The organism is Cupriavidus sp. OV096 (assembly GCF_900115455.1).
GTDB lineage: Bacteria > Pseudomonadota > Gammaproteobacteria > Burkholderiales > Burkholderiaceae > Cupriavidus.
In genome coordinates, this window is the sequence record NZ_FOWM01000001.1 from 675,409 (window position 1) to 691,715 (window position 16,307).

Below are 16,307 nucleotides of genomic sequence, written 5' to 3' on the forward strand. Positions count from 1 at the left end.
AATTAAACGGCCATTTACAAGCAAAGCATTGAACAGAATGGCATGCATCGGTCGTCGCTGCCGGTTCCAGTCCGGTGACGGTGCCCTTGTGAGGTGCGGCCACGGCCGCACTTATTTTTTCTCGCGCACTTTTCGACCCGGACGGAGACCTTGCCGGCGGCGCGATCCACGCAGTTCCCCCCTACCTGCCCCGTCCCATGACGTTGCCTCACGCCGCCGTTCCGCCGATCAGCTGGCTGATCGCCCTGACGGTGTGCAATCACGTGGCGTTCAACGCCAGTCGCGTCGTCGTTTCCCTGTTTGCAATCTCGCTCAAAGCCTCCACGGTCACGCTCGGCATGCTGATGGCGCTCTATGCGCTGCTGCCGATGTTCCTGGCGATCCGCGCCGGGCGCCGTATCGACGAGATCGGCCCACGCCTGCCGATGACGGCGGGCTCGCTGATGGTGGTGGGCGGCACGCTGCTGCCGGCGATCTGGCCGGAAATCGGCGCGCTCTACGTCGCGTGCGCGCTGATCGGCGTCGGCTTCATGCTGGTCCAGGTGGCCATGCAGTTGTTGATCGGGCAGGTCTCCACGCCCGACACGCGGCTGCGCAACTACACCTATCACGCGCTCGGGCTGTCCGTGTCCGGCACGCTCGGCCCGGTGGTGATGGGTTATGTCATCGAACACGCTGGCTTCCGGCCCGCGTTCTGCGTGCTGGTGGTGGTGGCGCTGCTCGGCCAGGCCGGGCTCCAGTACGTGCGGCCGCGCCTGCCGGCCACGGGCGGCAACGCCGGGCGGATCGCGGTGGAGGACGGCAGCCGCCGCTCCACGCTGGACCTGCTCCAGCATCCCGAACTGCGCGCGGTGTTTATCGCCAGCGCGGTGCTCTCGGCCGCGTGGGACCTGCACGCGTTCCTGATCCCGATCCAGGGCTCGCGCATCGGCCTGTCGCCGTCGTCCATCGGCTGGGTGCTCGGCGCGTTCGCCCTCGCCACGCTGGCCATCCGCATTGCCATGCCGCTGGTATCGCGCCATTTGTCTGAATGGAAGATCATTCGGACCGCGCTAATGGTGGGCGCCATGGCCTACCTCGTCTACCCCTTCGTCGCCGAATTCTGGCTGATGTGCGGGCTGGCCTTCGTGCTGGGCCTCGCGCTCGGCAGCGCACAGCCCAATGTGATGAACATCCTCCATACCGCCTCGCCCTCGGGCCGCGCCGGGGAGGCCCTTGGGCTGCGCTCGGCCGTGCTCAACACCAGCCAGGTGGTGTGGCCGCTGACCTTCGGTGTGGTCGGCACGGCGCTCGGCATGTTGCCGATCTTCCTCTCGATGGCGGGCGCGATGGGCATGGCGGGCTATTACTCCCGCAACCAGTCCCGCAAGCCGCGGGTGGCGGAGATCGAATAAAGCTTAAAACAAGCGCGGCGATTTGCGACACCGCAAATGCGCTGCGCGGCGCATTCGCTATACTCGAAGTGCATCTTCCTTCGTGATCGCGACATGACCCAACTAGCCGACCTGCGCCGCAACTACATGCTGAGCGCGCTTTCCGAATCCGACGTGGCCGCCGACCCGATCCGCCAGTTCCAGACCTGGTTCGACGAGGCGCTCCAGGCCAAGCTGCCCGAGCCGAATGCCATGACGCTCGCCACGGTTCACGCCGACGGCCAGCCGTCCGCGCGCATCGTGCTGTTGAAGGGCATGGACGCCAACGGCTTCACGTTCTTCACCAACTACGAGAGCCGCAAGGGGCTCGACCTGCAGGCCAATCCGCGCGCGGCGCTGCTGTTCCACTGGGTACAGCTCGAGCGGCAGGTGCGCGTGGAAGGCATCGTGGAAAAGGTGGATGAGGCCGAGAGCGACGCGTATTACGCCTCGCGCCCGCTTGGCTCCCGGCTGGGCGCGTGGGCGTCCGAGCAAAGCCGCGAGGTGCCCGGCCGCGACGTGCTCGAAGCCCGCGAGGCCGACTTCCGCAGCAAGTTCGGCGAGAACCCGCCGCGCCCTGCGCACTGGGGCGGCTATCGCGTGGCGCCCACCTGGATCGAGTTCTGGCAGGGCCGCCCGTCGCGCCTGCACGACCGCATCGGCTATCGCAAGCAAGACGACGGCAGCTGGAATATCGTGCGGCTGTCGCCCTGAATCCCGCGCCGCGTACTTGTCTGCCTGTTCAGACAAGTACGCGGCAGACAGCGGCGTCCGGGGACGCGCACTGCACAATCCAAACTTTTGGCGTAAAGTTTTAGGGTCGTACGAGAGGTGTGCCGCAACCAATTCGGGAGGAAGCCGCATGTTTTTCAAACAAGCCCTGGACAAGCAGCTCGACAGCTGGATCGCCGACGTGCGCGAGCACGCCAACCTGCCGGTGAAGCTCCGGCTCTGGAATGGCAAAGAGTACCCGCTCGGCCATTTCGAGAAGCCCGACGTCACCCTGACGGTACGCGAGGCCACCGCCCTGCCGCTGCTGCTGGTACCCAGCCTGGACAACCTCGGCGAGGCGTATGTCCAGGAGAAGATCGACCTCGAAGGCCGCCTGGCCGACATCATCAACGTCGCCTTCGGCTTCTCCGCCGCAGCCGCGCGCAGTGCCGGCGGCGCCCTCGCCCGTGTGGCCGAGCACTTCACCCATACCAAGCAGGAAGACCAGGCGTCGATCCAGTATCACTACGACGTCTCGAACGACTTCTACCGCCTCTGGCTCGATCCGAACATGGTCTATTCGTGCGCGTACTTCGAGCACGGCAATGAAGACCTCGCCACCGCGCAGCTGAAGAAGATCGACCACATCCTGACCAAGATCCGGCTCCAGCCGGACCAGACCCTGCTTGATATCGGCTGCGGCTGGGGCGCGCTGGTGCTGCGCGCCGCGCAGAAGTTCGGCGCGCGCTGCGTGGGCATCACGCTCTCGCAGAACCAGTTCGACCTCGCCACCGAGCGTGTACGCGCCGCGGGGCTGTCTGACCGCATCGAGATCCGCCTCCAGGACTACCGCGACACCGCCGGCAAGTTCGACCGCATTACCAGCGTCGGCATGTTCGAGCACGTGGGCAAGGCCAACCTGCCGGCCTATTTCGGCCGCATTCGCGACTTGCTGGCGGACGACGGCGTGGCCATGAACCACGGCATCACCTCCACCGACCCGCACAGCGGCGAGGTGCCGATGGACGGCTCGGGCTTCATGGATCGCTACGTGTTCCCGCAGGGGGAGCTGCCGCACATCGGCATGGTGCTCCAGACCCTGCAGCAGGGCGGGCTCGAGGGCTTCGACCTAGAATTGCTGCGCCGGCACTACGCCCAGACGCTGTTCCACTGGGCCAACAACTTCGAGGCCAACGGCGAGACGATCCGGAAGATGGTCGGCGAGAAGAAATACCGCATCTGGCGCATCTACCTGGCCGGTACCGCCCACGCGTTCACGACCGACCAGATGTCGATCTACCAGGTGGTGTGCCACAAGGCGCGCCGCCCGGCCGACACCCTGCCTTGGTCGCGACGCTATATCTATGACGCCACGATCGGCAATGCCGTCTGAATCGATTGAACGATACGCTTGACCTGTTCGGCGATGCACCCGCATCGCCGCTCCCCGCCTCCTCCGAACCCTCGCCAGCCGCCGATCCTGCGGCTGGCGAACTTCCCAAGAAGAAGCCCGCCGGCAAGGTCGTCGCGCCGTGGACGCCCGACGCCGCGCTGGTCGCGCTCGGCCAGCGGCTGCCGCCCAACCTCCATTTCGGCACCTCGTCGTGGTCATATCCGGGCTGGCACGGGCTGGTCTACGATGGCCAGTACACCGAGAGCCTGCTCTCGCGCAAGGGGCTGCGCGCCTGCGGCCAGCATCCGCTGCTGCGCGCGGCGGGGATCGACCGGGGCTTCTACGGGCCGATCCCGCTGACCGACTATATGCAGTATGCGGCACAGGTGCCCGAGGGCTTCCGCTTCCTCGTCAAGGCGCCGGCCAGCGTTTGCGATGCTTGGCTGCGCGGGCCCGATGGCGCCGGGCGGCTGCCGAACGCGGGCTTCCTCAATCCCGAGATCGCGATCCGGGACTGCATCGTGCCGGCCACAGGCGGGCTCGGCCAGCATTGCGGGCCGCTGCTGTTCCAACTGTCGCCGCTGGCGGGCGTGGGCGATGACGGCCCCGCCTTCCTCGCCCGGCTGGACGCCTTCCTGGCCGCGCTGCCGCCGCTGGACCCCACCCTGACCCCGCACGCCTGCTACGCGGTGGAGATCCGCGACGCGGCCCTGCTCACGCCGCGCTACATCCGCCTGCTGCGGGACCGTGGCGTGCGCTTCTGCCTCGCCGCGCGCGACCGCCTGCCGCCCGTGGCCCGCCAGTCCGCCGCGCAGGCGTTGATGGACGAGGGCGCGCCCGGCCCGCTGGTGCTGCGCTGGATGCTGCGCGAAGGCCGCTCCTATGCGATGGCCGAGAAGGCCTACGGTCCATTCGACAAGATCGTCGAACCTGACCCGGAGACGCGCGACGCCATTGCCGATGTGGTGGCGCGCACGCTGCGCACGGGCCAGCCGGCCTACGTGATCGTCAGCAACAACGCCGAAGGCTGCGCGCCGCTGAGCATCGCGCGGCTGGCCGAGGCCATCGCGGACCGGCTCTGAACGCGTATCGGGCCAGCCGGCGCGAAAGACCCTACCGTCGGGCAAATGTCCGGACTCCGCTACAATCGGGGGACGATCGGCGCCGGGTTTCGGCCGCCGCGATTCCGGCCCGTTTTGTACGAAATCCCACCGACGCGCCCCTGCGCGCGGCGCAAGGTGACATCCGTACAAGGCGTACCGGCTGACGATGCAATGAAAATCATGGATTTGTGTGGAGCCCGAGACATGGGCATGCCTGCCGAGGACGACGACCCCATCACGGGCCGCAAGGCCGCCTCGCCCGACTTCGATTCGCAGCATTTCAAGCGGACGCTGTCGCAGTTCGCCACCGGCGTGACCGTCATCACCACGCGCGCGGCGGGGCATCCGTACGCCAACGGCGCGCCGTTCGTCGGCATCACAGCCAGCTCGTTCAACTCGGTCTCGCTGGACCCGCCGCTGGTGCTCTGGAGCATGGCCAACCGCGCCAACAGCCTGCCGATGTTCCGCGATGGCACGCACTACATCATCAATGTGCTCTGCGCGTCGCAAATGGATCTATGCCAGCGCTTCGCCTCGCTCAAGGGCGACCGCTTCGCCGGCGTGGACTACCGCCTCTCCGAAACCGGCCTGCCGATCCTCGCCAACGCGCTGGCCTGGTTCGAATGCCATAACCGCAGCCGCTACGACGAAGGCGACCACGTGATCTTCGTCGGCGAAGTGGAGCGCTGCGGCCTGCAGGACTGCGGCGGCCAGCCGCTGGTGTTCCAGGGCGGCCAGTTCTCCACGGTCTCGCCACTGGACCGCTAAGCCGGTCCCCTTCCCGTTTCTACGCTTTCCCGCCCTGGTCGGCATGCAACGCCGCCAGCGGCGAGCCATCCGTCTTGATCCGCTGGAGCACAATGTTCGAGCGGATGTCCATCACCCCCGGCGTGCGGTAGAGCCGGTTGACGATGAAGTCCGAGTAGTGCTTCAGGTTGCGCGCCTGCACGCGCAGGATGTAGTTGCTGTCGCCGGTAATCACATAGGCGGTCAGCACTTCCGGCCACGCCTGCACGGCCGCGTTGAAGGTGTCGTGCCAGCCTTCGAGGTCGTGGCGCATCGACACCTGCACGATCGCCTCGATCTCCAGCCCCAGCCGCTCGGCATCGAACCACGCGCGATAGCCGCCAATCACTCCCTGCTCCTCCAGCAAGCGCACGCGCCGCAGGCACGCGGAGGGAGATAACGCCACTTTGTCGGCCAGATCCTGATTGCTGATGCGGCCGTTCTCCTGCAGGCAGGTGAGAATGCGCAAATCGATGGGGTCGAGGGTCATATCCGTGTTTGTCGCAGAATCTGCGAATATTTGGTCGATCCACACAATTCTATGCGAAACATGCCCATCAGGACGGGGCATTTCGCAAGCCTCTTCTGGGCGCTTTTGACTATGATGCGGTCATCGACGCAACGATCTTCACGATCCCTGCCGCCCCCATGCCCCACGCCCCCGATTTTCACGATGCCCGCCGTATTTGGGACATCACCCCACCCGTCTCACCGGCCACGCCGGTGTGGCCCGGCGACACTCCGTTCCAGCACGACCCCGCCTGGGTCATGGATGGCCAGTGCCCGGTCAATGTCGGCCGGATGACGATGTCGCCCCATACGGGCGCCCATGCGGATGCCCCGCTCCACTACGTGGCCGGTGGCGCGCCGATTGGGGCGGTGCCGCTCGACGCCTACCTCGGCCCGTGCCGCGTGATCGACTGCATCGGCGCCGGCCCGCACGTGTTGCCGCGCCACGTGGAAGCCGCGCTGGCCGGCACGCCGCCGCGCGTGCTGCTGCGCACCTACGCCACGGCGCCGCAGGGCACGTGGGATGCGGGCTTCTGCGCGGTGGCCGCCGAGACGATCGCGCTGCTGGCCCGCCACGGCGTGAAGCTGGTCGGCATCGACACCCCCTCGCTAGACCCCCAGGACTCGAAGACGATGGACGCGCACCACGCCGTGCGCGACCACCGGCTTGCCATTCTCGAAGGCATCGTGCTCGACGACGTGCCGGCGGGTGATTACGAACTGATCGCCCTGCCGCTGCGCCTTGCCACGCTCGATGCCAGCCCGGTACGCGCCATCCTGCGCGCCCTCGCCTGACCTTTTTCAGAATCGTCTGATTTCCAGCCCATGAATTTGACCCGTGAATACTGCGTCGCGCTCGACCGTGACGACCCCCTGCGCGGCCTGCGCGAGCAGTTCGCGCTGCCTGCCGGCGTGATCTATCTCGATGGCAATTCGCTCGGCGCCCGTCCGCGTGCCGCCGCCGCGCGCGCCGCCGAAGTGGTGTCCGCCGAATGGGGCGAGGGCCTGATCCGTAGCTGGAATTCGGCGGGCTGGTTCGATCTGCCGCGCCGGCTCGGCAACCGGCTGGCCCCGCTGATCGGCGCCGGGCACGACGAGGTGGTGGTCACCGACACGACCTCGATCAACCTGTTCAAGGTGCTGGCCGCCGCGCTGCGCGTGCAGCAGCAACGCGACCCGGCACGCCGCGTGATCGTCTCCGAGGCCAGCAACTTCCCGACCGACCTCTACATCGCCCAGGGCTTGGCCGACCTGCTCCAGCAAGGCTACTCGGTGCGCCTGGTGGACAGCCCGGCCGAGATCGAAGCCGCCGTGGGCCCCGACACCGCTGTGCTGATGCTGACGCACGTCAACTACAAGACCGGCGAGATGCTCGACATGGCCGGACTGACCGAACTGGCCCACGCGCGCGGCGCGCTGACGGTGTGGGATCTCGCCCACTCGGCCGGGGCGGTGCCGGTGAACCTGACCGCGGCCGGCGCCGACTACGCCATTGGCTGCACCTACAAGTACCTGAACGGTGGCCCCGGCTCGCCGGCCTTCGTCTGGGTGGCGCCGGCGCTGCGCGACGCGTTCTGGCAGCCGCTGTCCGGCTGGTGGGGCCATCAGGCGCCGTTCGCGATGTCGCCGCAGTACCGCCCCACCGAGGGCATCGGCCGCTTCCTGTGCGGCACGCAGCCGGTGACCTCGCTGGCGATGGTCGAATGCGGGCTGGACATCTTCGCCCAGACCAGCATGACCGCGCTGCGCGCGAAGTCCCTGAAACTGACCGATGCGTTTATCGCGCTGGTGGAGGCGCGTTGCGCCACGCACCCGCTGACCCTGGTCACGCCGCGCGAGCACGCCCGGCGCGGCAGCCAGGTCAGCTTCGCCCATCCGGACGGCTACGCGCTGGTCGCGGCGCTGATCGAACGTGGCGTGATTGGCGACTATCGCGAGCCCGGCATCGCCCGTTTCGGCTTCACGCCGCTCTACACGAGCTTCACGGAAGTCTGGGACGCCGTGGAGATTCTGCGAGACGTGCTCGACAGCGGCGCCTATCGCGACGCGCGCTTCGCCGTGCGGACGGCAGTGACCTGAGCGGAGCGGAGCGGACCATGAGCGAATTCAAGGGATGTCCGATGGGACACGGCGCATCGGCCAACACCGGCGATGCGGCGGACGACAAGTGGCACGGCGCGCAGATGGACTTCGCGCAGGACATGAGCTACGGCGACTACCTGGGTCTGGACCAGATCCTGAGCGCCCAGCATCCGCGCTCGCCGGACCACAACGAAATGCTGTTCATCGTCCAGCACCAGACCACGGAACTGTGGATGAAGCTGATGCTGCACGAGCTGCGCGCCGCGCGTGATGGCGTGCGCAACGACGAATTGCGCCCGGCGTTCAAGATGCTGGCACGCGTGTCGCGCATCATGGACCAACTGGTGCAGGCGTGGAACGTGCTGGCGACAATGACGCCGCCCGAGTATTCGGCGATGCGGCCCTACCTGGGCGCGTCATCGGGGTTCCAGTCGTACCAGTATCGCGAGATCGAGTTCATCCTCGGCAACAAGAACGCGGCGCTGCTGCGCCCGCACGCGCACCGGCCCGAGCATCTGGCGCTGGTGGATGCCGCGCTGCACACGCCGTCGATGTATGACGAGGCGATCCGCCTGATGGCGCGGCGCGGGTTCCAGATCGACGCCGAGGTGGTGGAGCGCGACTGGACCCAACCGACGATCTACAACGCGTCCGTGGAGACGGCCTGGCTCGAGGTGTATCGCAATCCGTCCAAATACTGGGAGCTCTACGAGCTGGGCGAGAAGTTCGTCGACCTCGAGGATGCGTTCCGGCAATGGCGTTTCCGCCATGTGACCACGGTGGAGCGCGTGATCGGCTTCAAGCGCGGCACCGGCGGCACCGAGGGCGTCGGCTACCTGCGCAAGATGCTCGACGTGGTGCTGTTCCCGGAACTGTGGAAGCTGCGCACGGACCTTTGAACTTGCGTCCAATCAGCGCGCGCCGGGGTCGGACAGCCGCGCGCCCAGCGCCTGCAGCGCCGGGGCCAGGGTCTCGTGGAACACCTGCTCGGCCACCGTGCCATACGACGCGCTGCAGCTAATCATGTGCAGGTCCTTCTCCCCCACCGGCCGGAACGCCACGGCGCAGGCGTGGATAGCGGGATGCCAGTCCCGGAACGAGGCCGAATAACCCAGCCGCTCAGCCTCGGCCAGCGCGGCGCGCATCGGCGCCTCCTGCTGCTTCCACTGCTCCGGATAGGCCAGTGCGAATTCGCCCAGCACGCGCTCGCGTCGCGCGGCCGGCAGCGCGGCCAGATAGGCGCGCCCCATCGAACTCGACATCAGCGAGAGCCGCGACCCCACGCCGAGGCCGAGCATCACGCCGGCGTCATTTCGTATCGATTCGAGATAGATCACCTCCATCCGCTCGCGCTTGCCGAGCGACACCGACACGCCATACGCCTGCGCGAACGCCAGCATGTGGGGACGCGCCAGCGCCACCACGTCCGAGGCAGATAAATACGAGAAACCGAGCGCCAGCACGCCGGCATCGAGCGCGTATTTACCCAGGCTGTCGTCATAGCGCAGGTAGCCCAGTTGCACCAGCGTGCCGGCCAGCCGGCTGACCGTCGCCTTCGGAAAGCCGGTGCGGCGCACGAAATCCTGATTGCCGAGCATCGCCTCGCCGGTGCGGAAGCAACGGAGCAGTTCCAGGCCGCGCGCCAGCGCCGTCACGAAGTTCGGATCGCTTTCGCGCGCGGGGCGCTCGGTATCGGCGTTTGCCGCCGGGGCGGGCAATGAGGAAGTGGCCAAGGCGTGGCTCCATGAGAAGGATGATCCACCTGGCGTGCGGCAGGGCGGGATCGGGTCCACCCCCTGTTGCACTGCGGATCGGTTCGGCTATACTAGCTCATCGGAACAAGGTTCCGCAATGCGGAACTTCACTACACCTGTTCGAGGGCTGCCCCCGCCCCTCGGCGCGCCACCAAAGAAGGAGACCTCCATGGCTGCCAATGCCGAATTCAACTGGATCGACCCCCTGTTGCTGGATCAGCAACTGACCGACGAAGAACGCATGGTGCGCGATGCCGCCGCCGCGTACTCGCAGGACAAGCTGATGCCGCGTGTGCTCCAGTCCTTCCGCAACGAGAAGACCGACATCGAGATCTTCCGCGAGATGGGCGAACTGGGCCTGCTGGGACCGACCATTCCCGAGCAATACGGCGGCCCGGGCCTGAACTACGTCAGCTACGGCCTGATCGCACGGGAAGTGGAGCGCGTGGATTCCGGCTATCGCTCGATGATGAGCGTGCAGTCGTCGCTGGTGATGGTGCCGATCTATGAATTCGGCACGGAAGCCCAGAAGCAGAAATACCTGCCCAAGCTGGCTACCGGCGAATGGATTGGCTGCTTCGGCCTGACCGAGCCGAATCACGGCTCCGACCCGGGCTCGATGATCACCCGCGCCAAGAAGGTGGACGGCGGCTACGAGCTGTCCGGCGCCAAGATGTGGATCACCAACTCGCCGATCGCCGATGTCTTCGTGGTCTGGGCCAAGCTGGTCGGCGACGACGGCAAGGACGCCATCCGCGGCTTTATCCTCGAAAAAGGCTGGAAGGGCCTGTCCGCGCCGGCCATCCACGGCAAGGTGGGCCTGCGCACGTCGATCACGGGCGAGATCGTGCTCGACCAGGTCTTCGTGCCGGAAGAGAACCTGATGCCGGGCGTGAGCGGCCTCAAGGGCCCGTTCACCTGCCTGAATTCGGCCCGCTACGGCATTGCCTGGGGCGCGCTCGGCGCCGCCGAGTTCTGCTGGCACACCGCCCGCCAGTACACGCTGGACCGCAAGCAGTTCGGCCGCCCGCTGGCCGCCACGCAGCTGGTGCAGAAGAAGCTGGCCGACATGCAGACCGAGATCACGCTGGGCCTGCAAGGCTGCCTGCGCCTGGGCCGCATGAAGGACGAAGGCACGGCCGCCGTGGAAATCACGTCGATCATGAAGCGGAATTCGTGTGGCAAGTCGCTCGACATCGCCCGCGTAGCCCGCGACATGCTCGGCGGCAACGGCATCTCGGACGAATTCGGCGTGATCCGCCATGTGGTCAACCTCGAGGTGGTCAACACCTACGAAGGCACCCACGACATCCACGCGCTGATCCTGGGCCGCGCCCAGACGGGCCTGCAAGCCTTCTTCTGATCGCGTTTTTTCAGCGGAAGACGATGTAAAAAAGCCCGGCAAGCCGGGCTTTTTTACACTTGCCTGCCTGCCGGCCGGCTTACTTGTTCGGCTGGGGCGTCAGGCGCAGGTAGGGGCGAACCGCCTTGTAGCCCTTCGGGAATTTCTGGCGGATGATCTCCTCGTCCTTCAGCGACGGCACGATCACCACGTCGTCGCCGTCCTGCCAGTTGCCCGGCGTGGCCACGCTGTGGTGGTCGGTCAGTTGCAGGGAATCGATGACGCGGAGGATTTCGTTGAAATTTCTACCGGTACTGGCCGGGTAGGTAATGATCAGTCTTACCTTCTTCTTCGGATCGATCACGAACAGCGAACGCACGGTCAGCGTTTCGTTGGCGTTCGGGTGAATCATGTCGTAAAGCTCAGACACTTTGCGGTCCGCATCGGCCAGAATCGGGAAATTCACCGAGGTCGACTGGGTGTCGTTGATATCGCCAATCCAGCCTTTATGGGACTCCACGCTGTCCACGGACAGGGCAATGGCCTTGACATTACGCTTCTCGAACTCGCCTTTCAGCTTGGCGGTCAGCCCCAGCTCGGTGGTGCAGACCGGGGTGTAGTCCGCCGGGTGCGAGAACAGCACGCCCCAGCCGTCGCCCAGCCAATCGTGGAAGCGGATGCGGCCCTCGCTCGATTCTTGCTCGAAGTCCGGGGCGATGTCGCCAAGACGCAGTGCCATTGTTGAAAATCTCCAGGGGGAAGGTTGAAGGAACCAGCTTAGTTGGATTGCGATCCAACCGAAACGAATATAAAGTCACTATAAAATCACTCGAAGTCATAAAGACGGTCGGGTGAGCGGCTTGCCTTGAAACGATGGGTTGCCGCCACATATCCTAAGTGGAAGACAGAAAGCGCCACAAGCGATAGCGAGCAAGGCAAAATGTCACCATTCGAACCAACCGCCCGCAAACAGGAGAAACTGATGAGCGATGTGAAGACCGTTCTGTCCGATGCCGAAGAACTGCTTAAGCAAGCGGCCTCGACCACCGGCGAGAAGGCTGCCGAGTTGCGCGAGCGCGGCATGGGCCTGCTGAAGCAGGCCAAGGAAAAAGCCCAGGATCTGCAGGACGCCGTGGTCACCAAGAGCAAGGCCGCCGCGCGTGCCACCGACGACTACGTGCATGACCACCCGTGGAAGGCCGTGGGCGTGGCGGCCGGCGTGGGCCTGCTGATCGGCCTGCTGCTGAACCGCAAGTAAGACAGGCGCAAGCCGGCCGGCATCCGGGCCCCGCGCCCGCGCCGGCCCGCGCCGAAGGCCCGGGAGGCGCGGCGCCATGCCGCCGCCCGGTCCGCTCATCGAGGATGCCGCCAATCTTGGCGCATCGATTCTTCGCCGGAGCCGCATGAGCGAATCCCCTTCCCCCAAGTTCCTGGACTCCCTGCGCAACCTGACCGGTTCGATGGTGTCGATGGTCCAGACGCGCCTGGAACTTGCCAGCGTGGAACTGGCCGAGGAACGCACCCGGCTGATGAAAGTCGCCCTGCTGGCCTGCTTCGGGCTGGTATTTTTCGGCATGGCGCTAATGACGTTCACGATTCTCGTCGCCATCCTGTTCTGGGAAACCTACCGCTGGCAGGCCATCGGCGCGATCGTCGTGATTTATCTGGTCTGCATGGCCGCCTGCCTGCTTACCGCGCGCCGCATGGTGCGCAACGCCCCGCCGCTGTTCGCGGACACGCTCGCCGAACTCGACAAGGACCGGGAGATGCTGCGCCGATGACCACGCCCGACGACGACTCCATGGACGAACGCCGCGCCGAGCATCCGCGCCCGGTGCGATTCTCGCGCGAGGTACAGCTGCCGCTGGCCGTCCGCAAGGAACTGCTGATCACCCGCGCGGCACTGGAACGCTACGACGCCGTGCAGGCGCTGCGCCAGGTACGCGGCGGCGCACGCCGCATGACCAACCTGGGCTCCTGGCTGCCCCGGCTGACCCGGCCCTCGGGCTGGCTCAAGATGCTGGGCGTGACGCGCGAATACCCGATGCTGAGTACCGCCATCACCCTGGCGATGCCGCTGTTGCGCCGGACCGCCATCGGCCGCGTGGCCTGGAAGCTGTCGAAATACGGCATGGTCGCTGGCGCCGGATACTGGGCCTACAAGACCTGGCAGGACACGAAAGCCCCGGCCAGCGCGGCCGAGGTCGTGGCCGCGAAGGCGTTCGATACCGGCTTCCGGGATCCGCTGGTGCCTTCCCCCACGCCGGACGCACCGCCGCCGGCCCAGCCCTGAACCTGCCCTGAACCTGCCTTAGAGGGTGACGGCGAACCGCTCGGCGCCGTCCACCACCACGGCGTTGCCGCGCGCGAAGGGCAGCGGCGCGCCGATCAGCTGCCCCTGGGCGTAGTCCACGCCCAACGCCTGCAGCCGCTCCCGCATGGCTTCCGACTCGACGAATTCGGCGATGGTCTTCTTGCCCATCGCGTGCCCGATCCGCTGGATCACCTCTACCATCACCGCATTGACCGGGTCATCGAGCATCTCGCGTACGAAGCTGCCATCGATCTTCAGGTAAGCCGCTGGAAGGTGTTTCAAATAGGCGAATGACGACATGCCCGCGCCGAAGTCGTCGAGCGCGAAGACGCAGCCCATGCCCTGCAGCTGTTCGATAAAGGCCGCCGCCTGCGCGAGGTTGTTGATCGCCGCCGTTTCCGTGATTTCAAAACAGATGCCAGACAAAGCGATGTCATGGCGGATAGCCTGCTGCCGCACGAAGCCGGGGAAGTGCGCGTCGGCCAGCGAGGCACCGGACATGTTGATGGAGCACATGCCGATCTCGCCAGGCCGCTCGATTTGGAGCCGCGCCAGCGCCGCGAACGCGGTTTCCACGACCCATCGGTCGATCATCGGCATGAGGTTGAAGCGCTCGCACGCTGGCACGAAGGCCATCGGCGGCACCAGCTGGCCCTGCTCGTCCACGAGGCGCAGCAGCACTTCGATATGCCGCCCTGCCGCGCCTGCCGAATCCGATTCGGACGGCTGCAACGGCACGATGTCCTGCGCGTAGAGACAGAAACGCCCCGCGCTCAGCGCCGCATGCACCCGGCTGACCCACTCCATCTCGCCGTGCCGGGCGCGCACCACACTGTCGTTCGGCAGATACACCTGCACGCGGTTGCGGCCGCCCTCCTTCGCCATGTAGCACGCCGCATCAGCTGCGCTCAGCGCCTCCTCGACCTTGCCGGTACCGGCATCGATTCGTACCAGTCCGATGCTGACACCCAATGAGAAGATTCTCTGCCGATGCGCATAGCGGAACGTGGCGATGGCACGACGCAGGGCCTCGGCCACGCGTTCGCCATCGCCCGCATCGCAGTGTTCCAGCAGCACGCCGAACTCATCGCCGCCAAGCCGCGCCAGCGTATCGCCCTTGCGCAGTTGCTGGCGCATGACGGCGGCCATCTGGCGGATCAGCTCGTCGCCGGCGGCATGGCCGCAGGTGTCATTGACCACCTTGAACTGGTCGAGATCGAGGTACATCAGCGTGTGCGCGGCGCCCTCCTGCCGCACGCGGGCGATGGCGGTGGCCACGCGGCGCTCGAACTCGACGCGGTTGACCAGCCCGGTCAGCGCGTCGTGGCTGGCCTCGTGCGCCAGCTGGGCGGCGTGGGCGCGCTCCATGCTCACGTCGTGCAGCACCAACACCACGCCGATGGCGTGCCCGCCCTTGTCCCGCATCAGCGCCACCGATGGCTTGACCACCACCGGGCCGCCGCCGGCACGCCCCGCCAGCAGCATCACGCACTGGCTCGGCCAGCGGTCTTCCAGCGCGCGCGGCACCAGGTCGGTCACCGGCGTGCAGGTCGATTCGTCCAGCAGCGGGCAAACCTGGGCCAGGAAGCAGCCGGCTGCCTCGGCCTCGGACCAGCCGGTCAGCCCCTCCGCGGCGGGGTTCATCGAATCGATGCGGCCCCAGACATCGGTCGTCACCACCGCCTCGCCGATGGCGCGCAGCGTGACCTGCGCCCGCTCCTTCTCGGCGAACAACTGCGCCTCGAAGCGCTTGCGGTCGGAAATGTCGCTCAGGGAGCCCGCCATCCGCACCGCCTTGCCCACCGGGCTGCGCACCATGCGGCCGCGCGCGCGGACCCACAGGTAGCCGCCCTGCTTGCGGCGCAGGCGGATCTCCACGTCGTACGGCGTGCCCTCGCGCACGTGGCGGGCCAACTGGCGGTCGAACTCGGCGACGTCGGCCGGATGCATCAGGGCCAGCAGGGTTTCGCGTGCGTGCGGCAACTCGTCGGCGCCAAAGCCGAGCATCTCCGCGCAGCGCGGCGAGAAATAGAGTTCGCCATGGTGGGGATGCCAGTCCCAGAGGCCATCGTCGCTGCCCGCCACGGCCAGTTGCAGCCGCTGCTCGCTCTTGGCCAGCGCGGCGCGCAGCTCACGCTCCTTGCGCTGGGTGCGCATCGACAGCCATGAGGCACAGCCCAGCAACAGGATCGTCAGCAGGACGGTGCCGGACAGCAGCACGCCCCGCACACGCCGCGATGCCTGGCCGAGCGTGGCCGAGAACGCAATCTCCATCGGCCCGAGCCGCGCGTCGAGTTCGGCAATCTCGCGTTGAAGCGGCGGCAGGCAGGCCGCTTCGTCCCGCGCGCCGACACATTCTCGCAACTTGTCTGCCACGACGGTCAGACGGGCGATGTCCACGTCGGCGGCGGCCCAGACGGCAATCGCCTGGTCGATTTCGGTCACATTCCGGAAATAGCGGTACAGCCGGATCATCCCGGGGATGTCGTCGGGGTGGTTGCCGCCGACGAGCAGGCCTTCCACGGCGACCTGACGATCGAAATCCGGACGTTTTTCGAGTTCGAGACGCGCCTGCTTGTCGCCGAGGGGCACGGCGATGGCACGCCGGTAGGCGGCGAAGTCGGCAGGGTCGCGCGAGTCGGTGTAGCGCAGCAGATGCATCACCGCATCTTTCTGCCCCTTCGACCACAGGCTCTCGCCCGCCACGAAACCGCGCGCGGCGGACAACATGTCGACGCTGGCCAGACAGAACAATGCGAGCGCCACCACCACGGGCAGGAACGGCCAGATGATGCGCAGAACATGCTCATTGACCGGGAGGGCAGTACCGCCTTGCTGCATAGACACTTCCCGCGCCGGCGTGCGGCGCTCACCCATTGGACGAATGAACCGATGGCCAC

16 protein-coding genes are annotated in these 16,307 nt (G+C 66.6%); 12 read left to right on the forward strand and 4 right to left on the reverse strand.

Annotated elements, in window-relative coordinates; all coding sequences use genetic code 11:
• Positions 1-197 precede the first annotated feature (197 nt).
• The 5 genes from BM115_RS03120 (at position 198) to BM115_RS03140 (ending at position 5,387) form a co-directional block, all read left to right on the forward strand.
• Entirely contained in the window at positions 198-1,394 is a 1,197-nt protein-coding gene (locus BM115_RS03120) for an MFS transporter (RefSeq protein WP_092290470.1), read from the forward strand.
• Positions 1,395-1,487: 93 nt separating this feature from the next.
• On the forward strand, positions 1,488-2,126 hold the full coding sequence (pdxH, locus tag BM115_RS03125; RefSeq protein ID WP_092290875.1) for a pyridoxamine 5'-phosphate oxidase: 639 nt from the start codon (positions 1,488-1,490) through the stop codon (positions 2,124-2,126).
• A gap of 148 nt (positions 2,127-2,274) precedes the next feature.
• Positions 2,275-3,516, forward strand: coding sequence for an SAM-dependent methyltransferase (locus BM115_RS03130; protein WP_092290472.1), 1,242 nt, complete (start codon positions 2,275-2,277; stop codon positions 3,514-3,516).
• 5 nt (positions 3,517-3,521) lie between these two features.
• Positions 3,522-4,598: a DUF72 domain-containing protein gene (locus tag BM115_RS03135; RefSeq protein WP_092290474.1), complete on the forward strand. Its 1,077-nt coding sequence runs from the start codon at positions 3,522-3,524 to the stop codon at positions 4,596-4,598.
• A 225-nt stretch (positions 4,599-4,823) separates the two neighbouring features.
• Positions 4,824-5,387, forward strand: coding sequence for a flavin reductase family protein (locus BM115_RS03140; RefSeq protein WP_092290476.1), 564 nt, complete (start codon positions 4,824-4,826; stop codon positions 5,385-5,387).
• 19 nt (positions 5,388-5,406) lie between these two features.
• On the opposite strand, the gene BM115_RS03145 is transcribed toward BM115_RS03140, so the two are convergent.
• A complete protein-coding gene (locus BM115_RS03145; RefSeq protein ID WP_092290478.1) occupies positions 5,407-5,895 on the reverse strand; it encodes an Lrp/AsnC family transcriptional regulator in 489 nt (162 codons plus the stop codon).
• Positions 5,896-6,053: 158 nt separating this feature from the next.
• Here BM115_RS03145 and kynB point away from each other — a divergent pair, with 158 nt between their 5' ends.
• From kynB to kynA, 3 genes are read left to right on the forward strand one after another with little or no spacing between them, the layout of a single operon-like run.
• The gene (kynB, locus tag BM115_RS03150; RefSeq protein ID WP_092290480.1) at positions 6,054-6,710 is read left to right on the forward strand and encodes an arylformamidase; all 657 of its coding nucleotides are present in this window, start codon (positions 6,054-6,056) and stop codon (positions 6,708-6,710) included.
• A gap of 30 nt (positions 6,711-6,740) precedes the next feature.
• On the forward strand, positions 6,741-7,994 hold the full coding sequence (kynU, locus tag BM115_RS03155; RefSeq protein WP_092290482.1) for a kynureninase: 1,254 nt from the start codon (positions 6,741-6,743) through the stop codon (positions 7,992-7,994).
• A 17-nt stretch (positions 7,995-8,011) separates the two neighbouring features.
• Entirely contained in the window at positions 8,012-8,896 is an 885-nt protein-coding gene (gene kynA, locus BM115_RS03160; RefSeq protein WP_092290484.1) for a tryptophan 2,3-dioxygenase, read from the forward strand.
• A gap of 12 nt (positions 8,897-8,908) precedes the next feature.
• Here the strand turns inward: kynA and BM115_RS03165 are convergent, their stop codons facing one another.
• A complete protein-coding gene (locus BM115_RS03165; protein ID WP_092290486.1) occupies positions 8,909-9,730 on the reverse strand; it encodes an IclR family transcriptional regulator in 822 nt (273 codons plus the stop codon).
• A 190-nt stretch (positions 9,731-9,920) separates the two neighbouring features.
• Here BM115_RS03165 and BM115_RS03170 point away from each other — a divergent pair, with 190 nt between their 5' ends.
• Entirely contained in the window at positions 9,921-11,114 is a 1,194-nt protein-coding gene (locus BM115_RS03170) for an acyl-CoA dehydrogenase (RefSeq protein WP_092290488.1), read from the forward strand.
• Positions 11,115-11,193: 79 nt separating this feature from the next.
• Here BM115_RS03170 and BM115_RS03175 read toward each other — a convergent pair whose 3' ends face one another.
• The gene (locus BM115_RS03175) at positions 11,194-11,832 is read right to left on the reverse strand and encodes a peroxiredoxin (protein WP_092290490.1); all 639 of its coding nucleotides are present in this window, start codon (positions 11,830-11,832) and stop codon (positions 11,194-11,196) included.
• A gap of 201 nt (positions 11,833-12,033) precedes the next feature.
• On the opposite strand from BM115_RS03175, the gene BM115_RS03180 reads away from it, so the two are divergent.
• The 3 genes from BM115_RS03180 (at position 12,034) to BM115_RS03190 (ending at position 13,386) form a co-directional block, all read left to right on the forward strand.
• On the forward strand, positions 12,034-12,351 hold the full coding sequence (locus tag BM115_RS03180) for an ElaB/YgaM/YqjD family protein (RefSeq protein ID WP_313818631.1): 318 nt from the start codon (positions 12,034-12,036) through the stop codon (positions 12,349-12,351).
• 145 nt (positions 12,352-12,496) lie between these two features.
• A complete protein-coding gene (locus tag BM115_RS03185) occupies positions 12,497-12,874 on the forward strand; it encodes a phage holin family protein (protein ID WP_092290877.1) in 378 nt (125 codons plus the stop codon).
• The gene (locus BM115_RS03190) at positions 12,871-13,386 is read left to right on the forward strand and encodes a DUF3318 domain-containing protein (protein ID WP_092290495.1); all 516 of its coding nucleotides are present in this window, start codon (positions 12,871-12,873) and stop codon (positions 13,384-13,386) included. Before BM115_RS03185 ends, BM115_RS03190 begins: the two co-directional genes overlap by 4 nt.
• A gap of 18 nt (positions 13,387-13,404) precedes the next feature.
• On the opposite strand, the gene BM115_RS03195 is transcribed toward BM115_RS03190, so the two are convergent.
• Positions 13,405-16,248 (reverse strand): EAL domain-containing protein, encoded by a 2,844-nt coding sequence (locus tag BM115_RS03195; RefSeq protein ID WP_092290498.1) that lies wholly within the window; start codon positions 16,246-16,248, stop codon positions 13,405-13,407.
• Between the last annotated feature and the right edge of the window lie 59 nt (positions 16,249-16,307).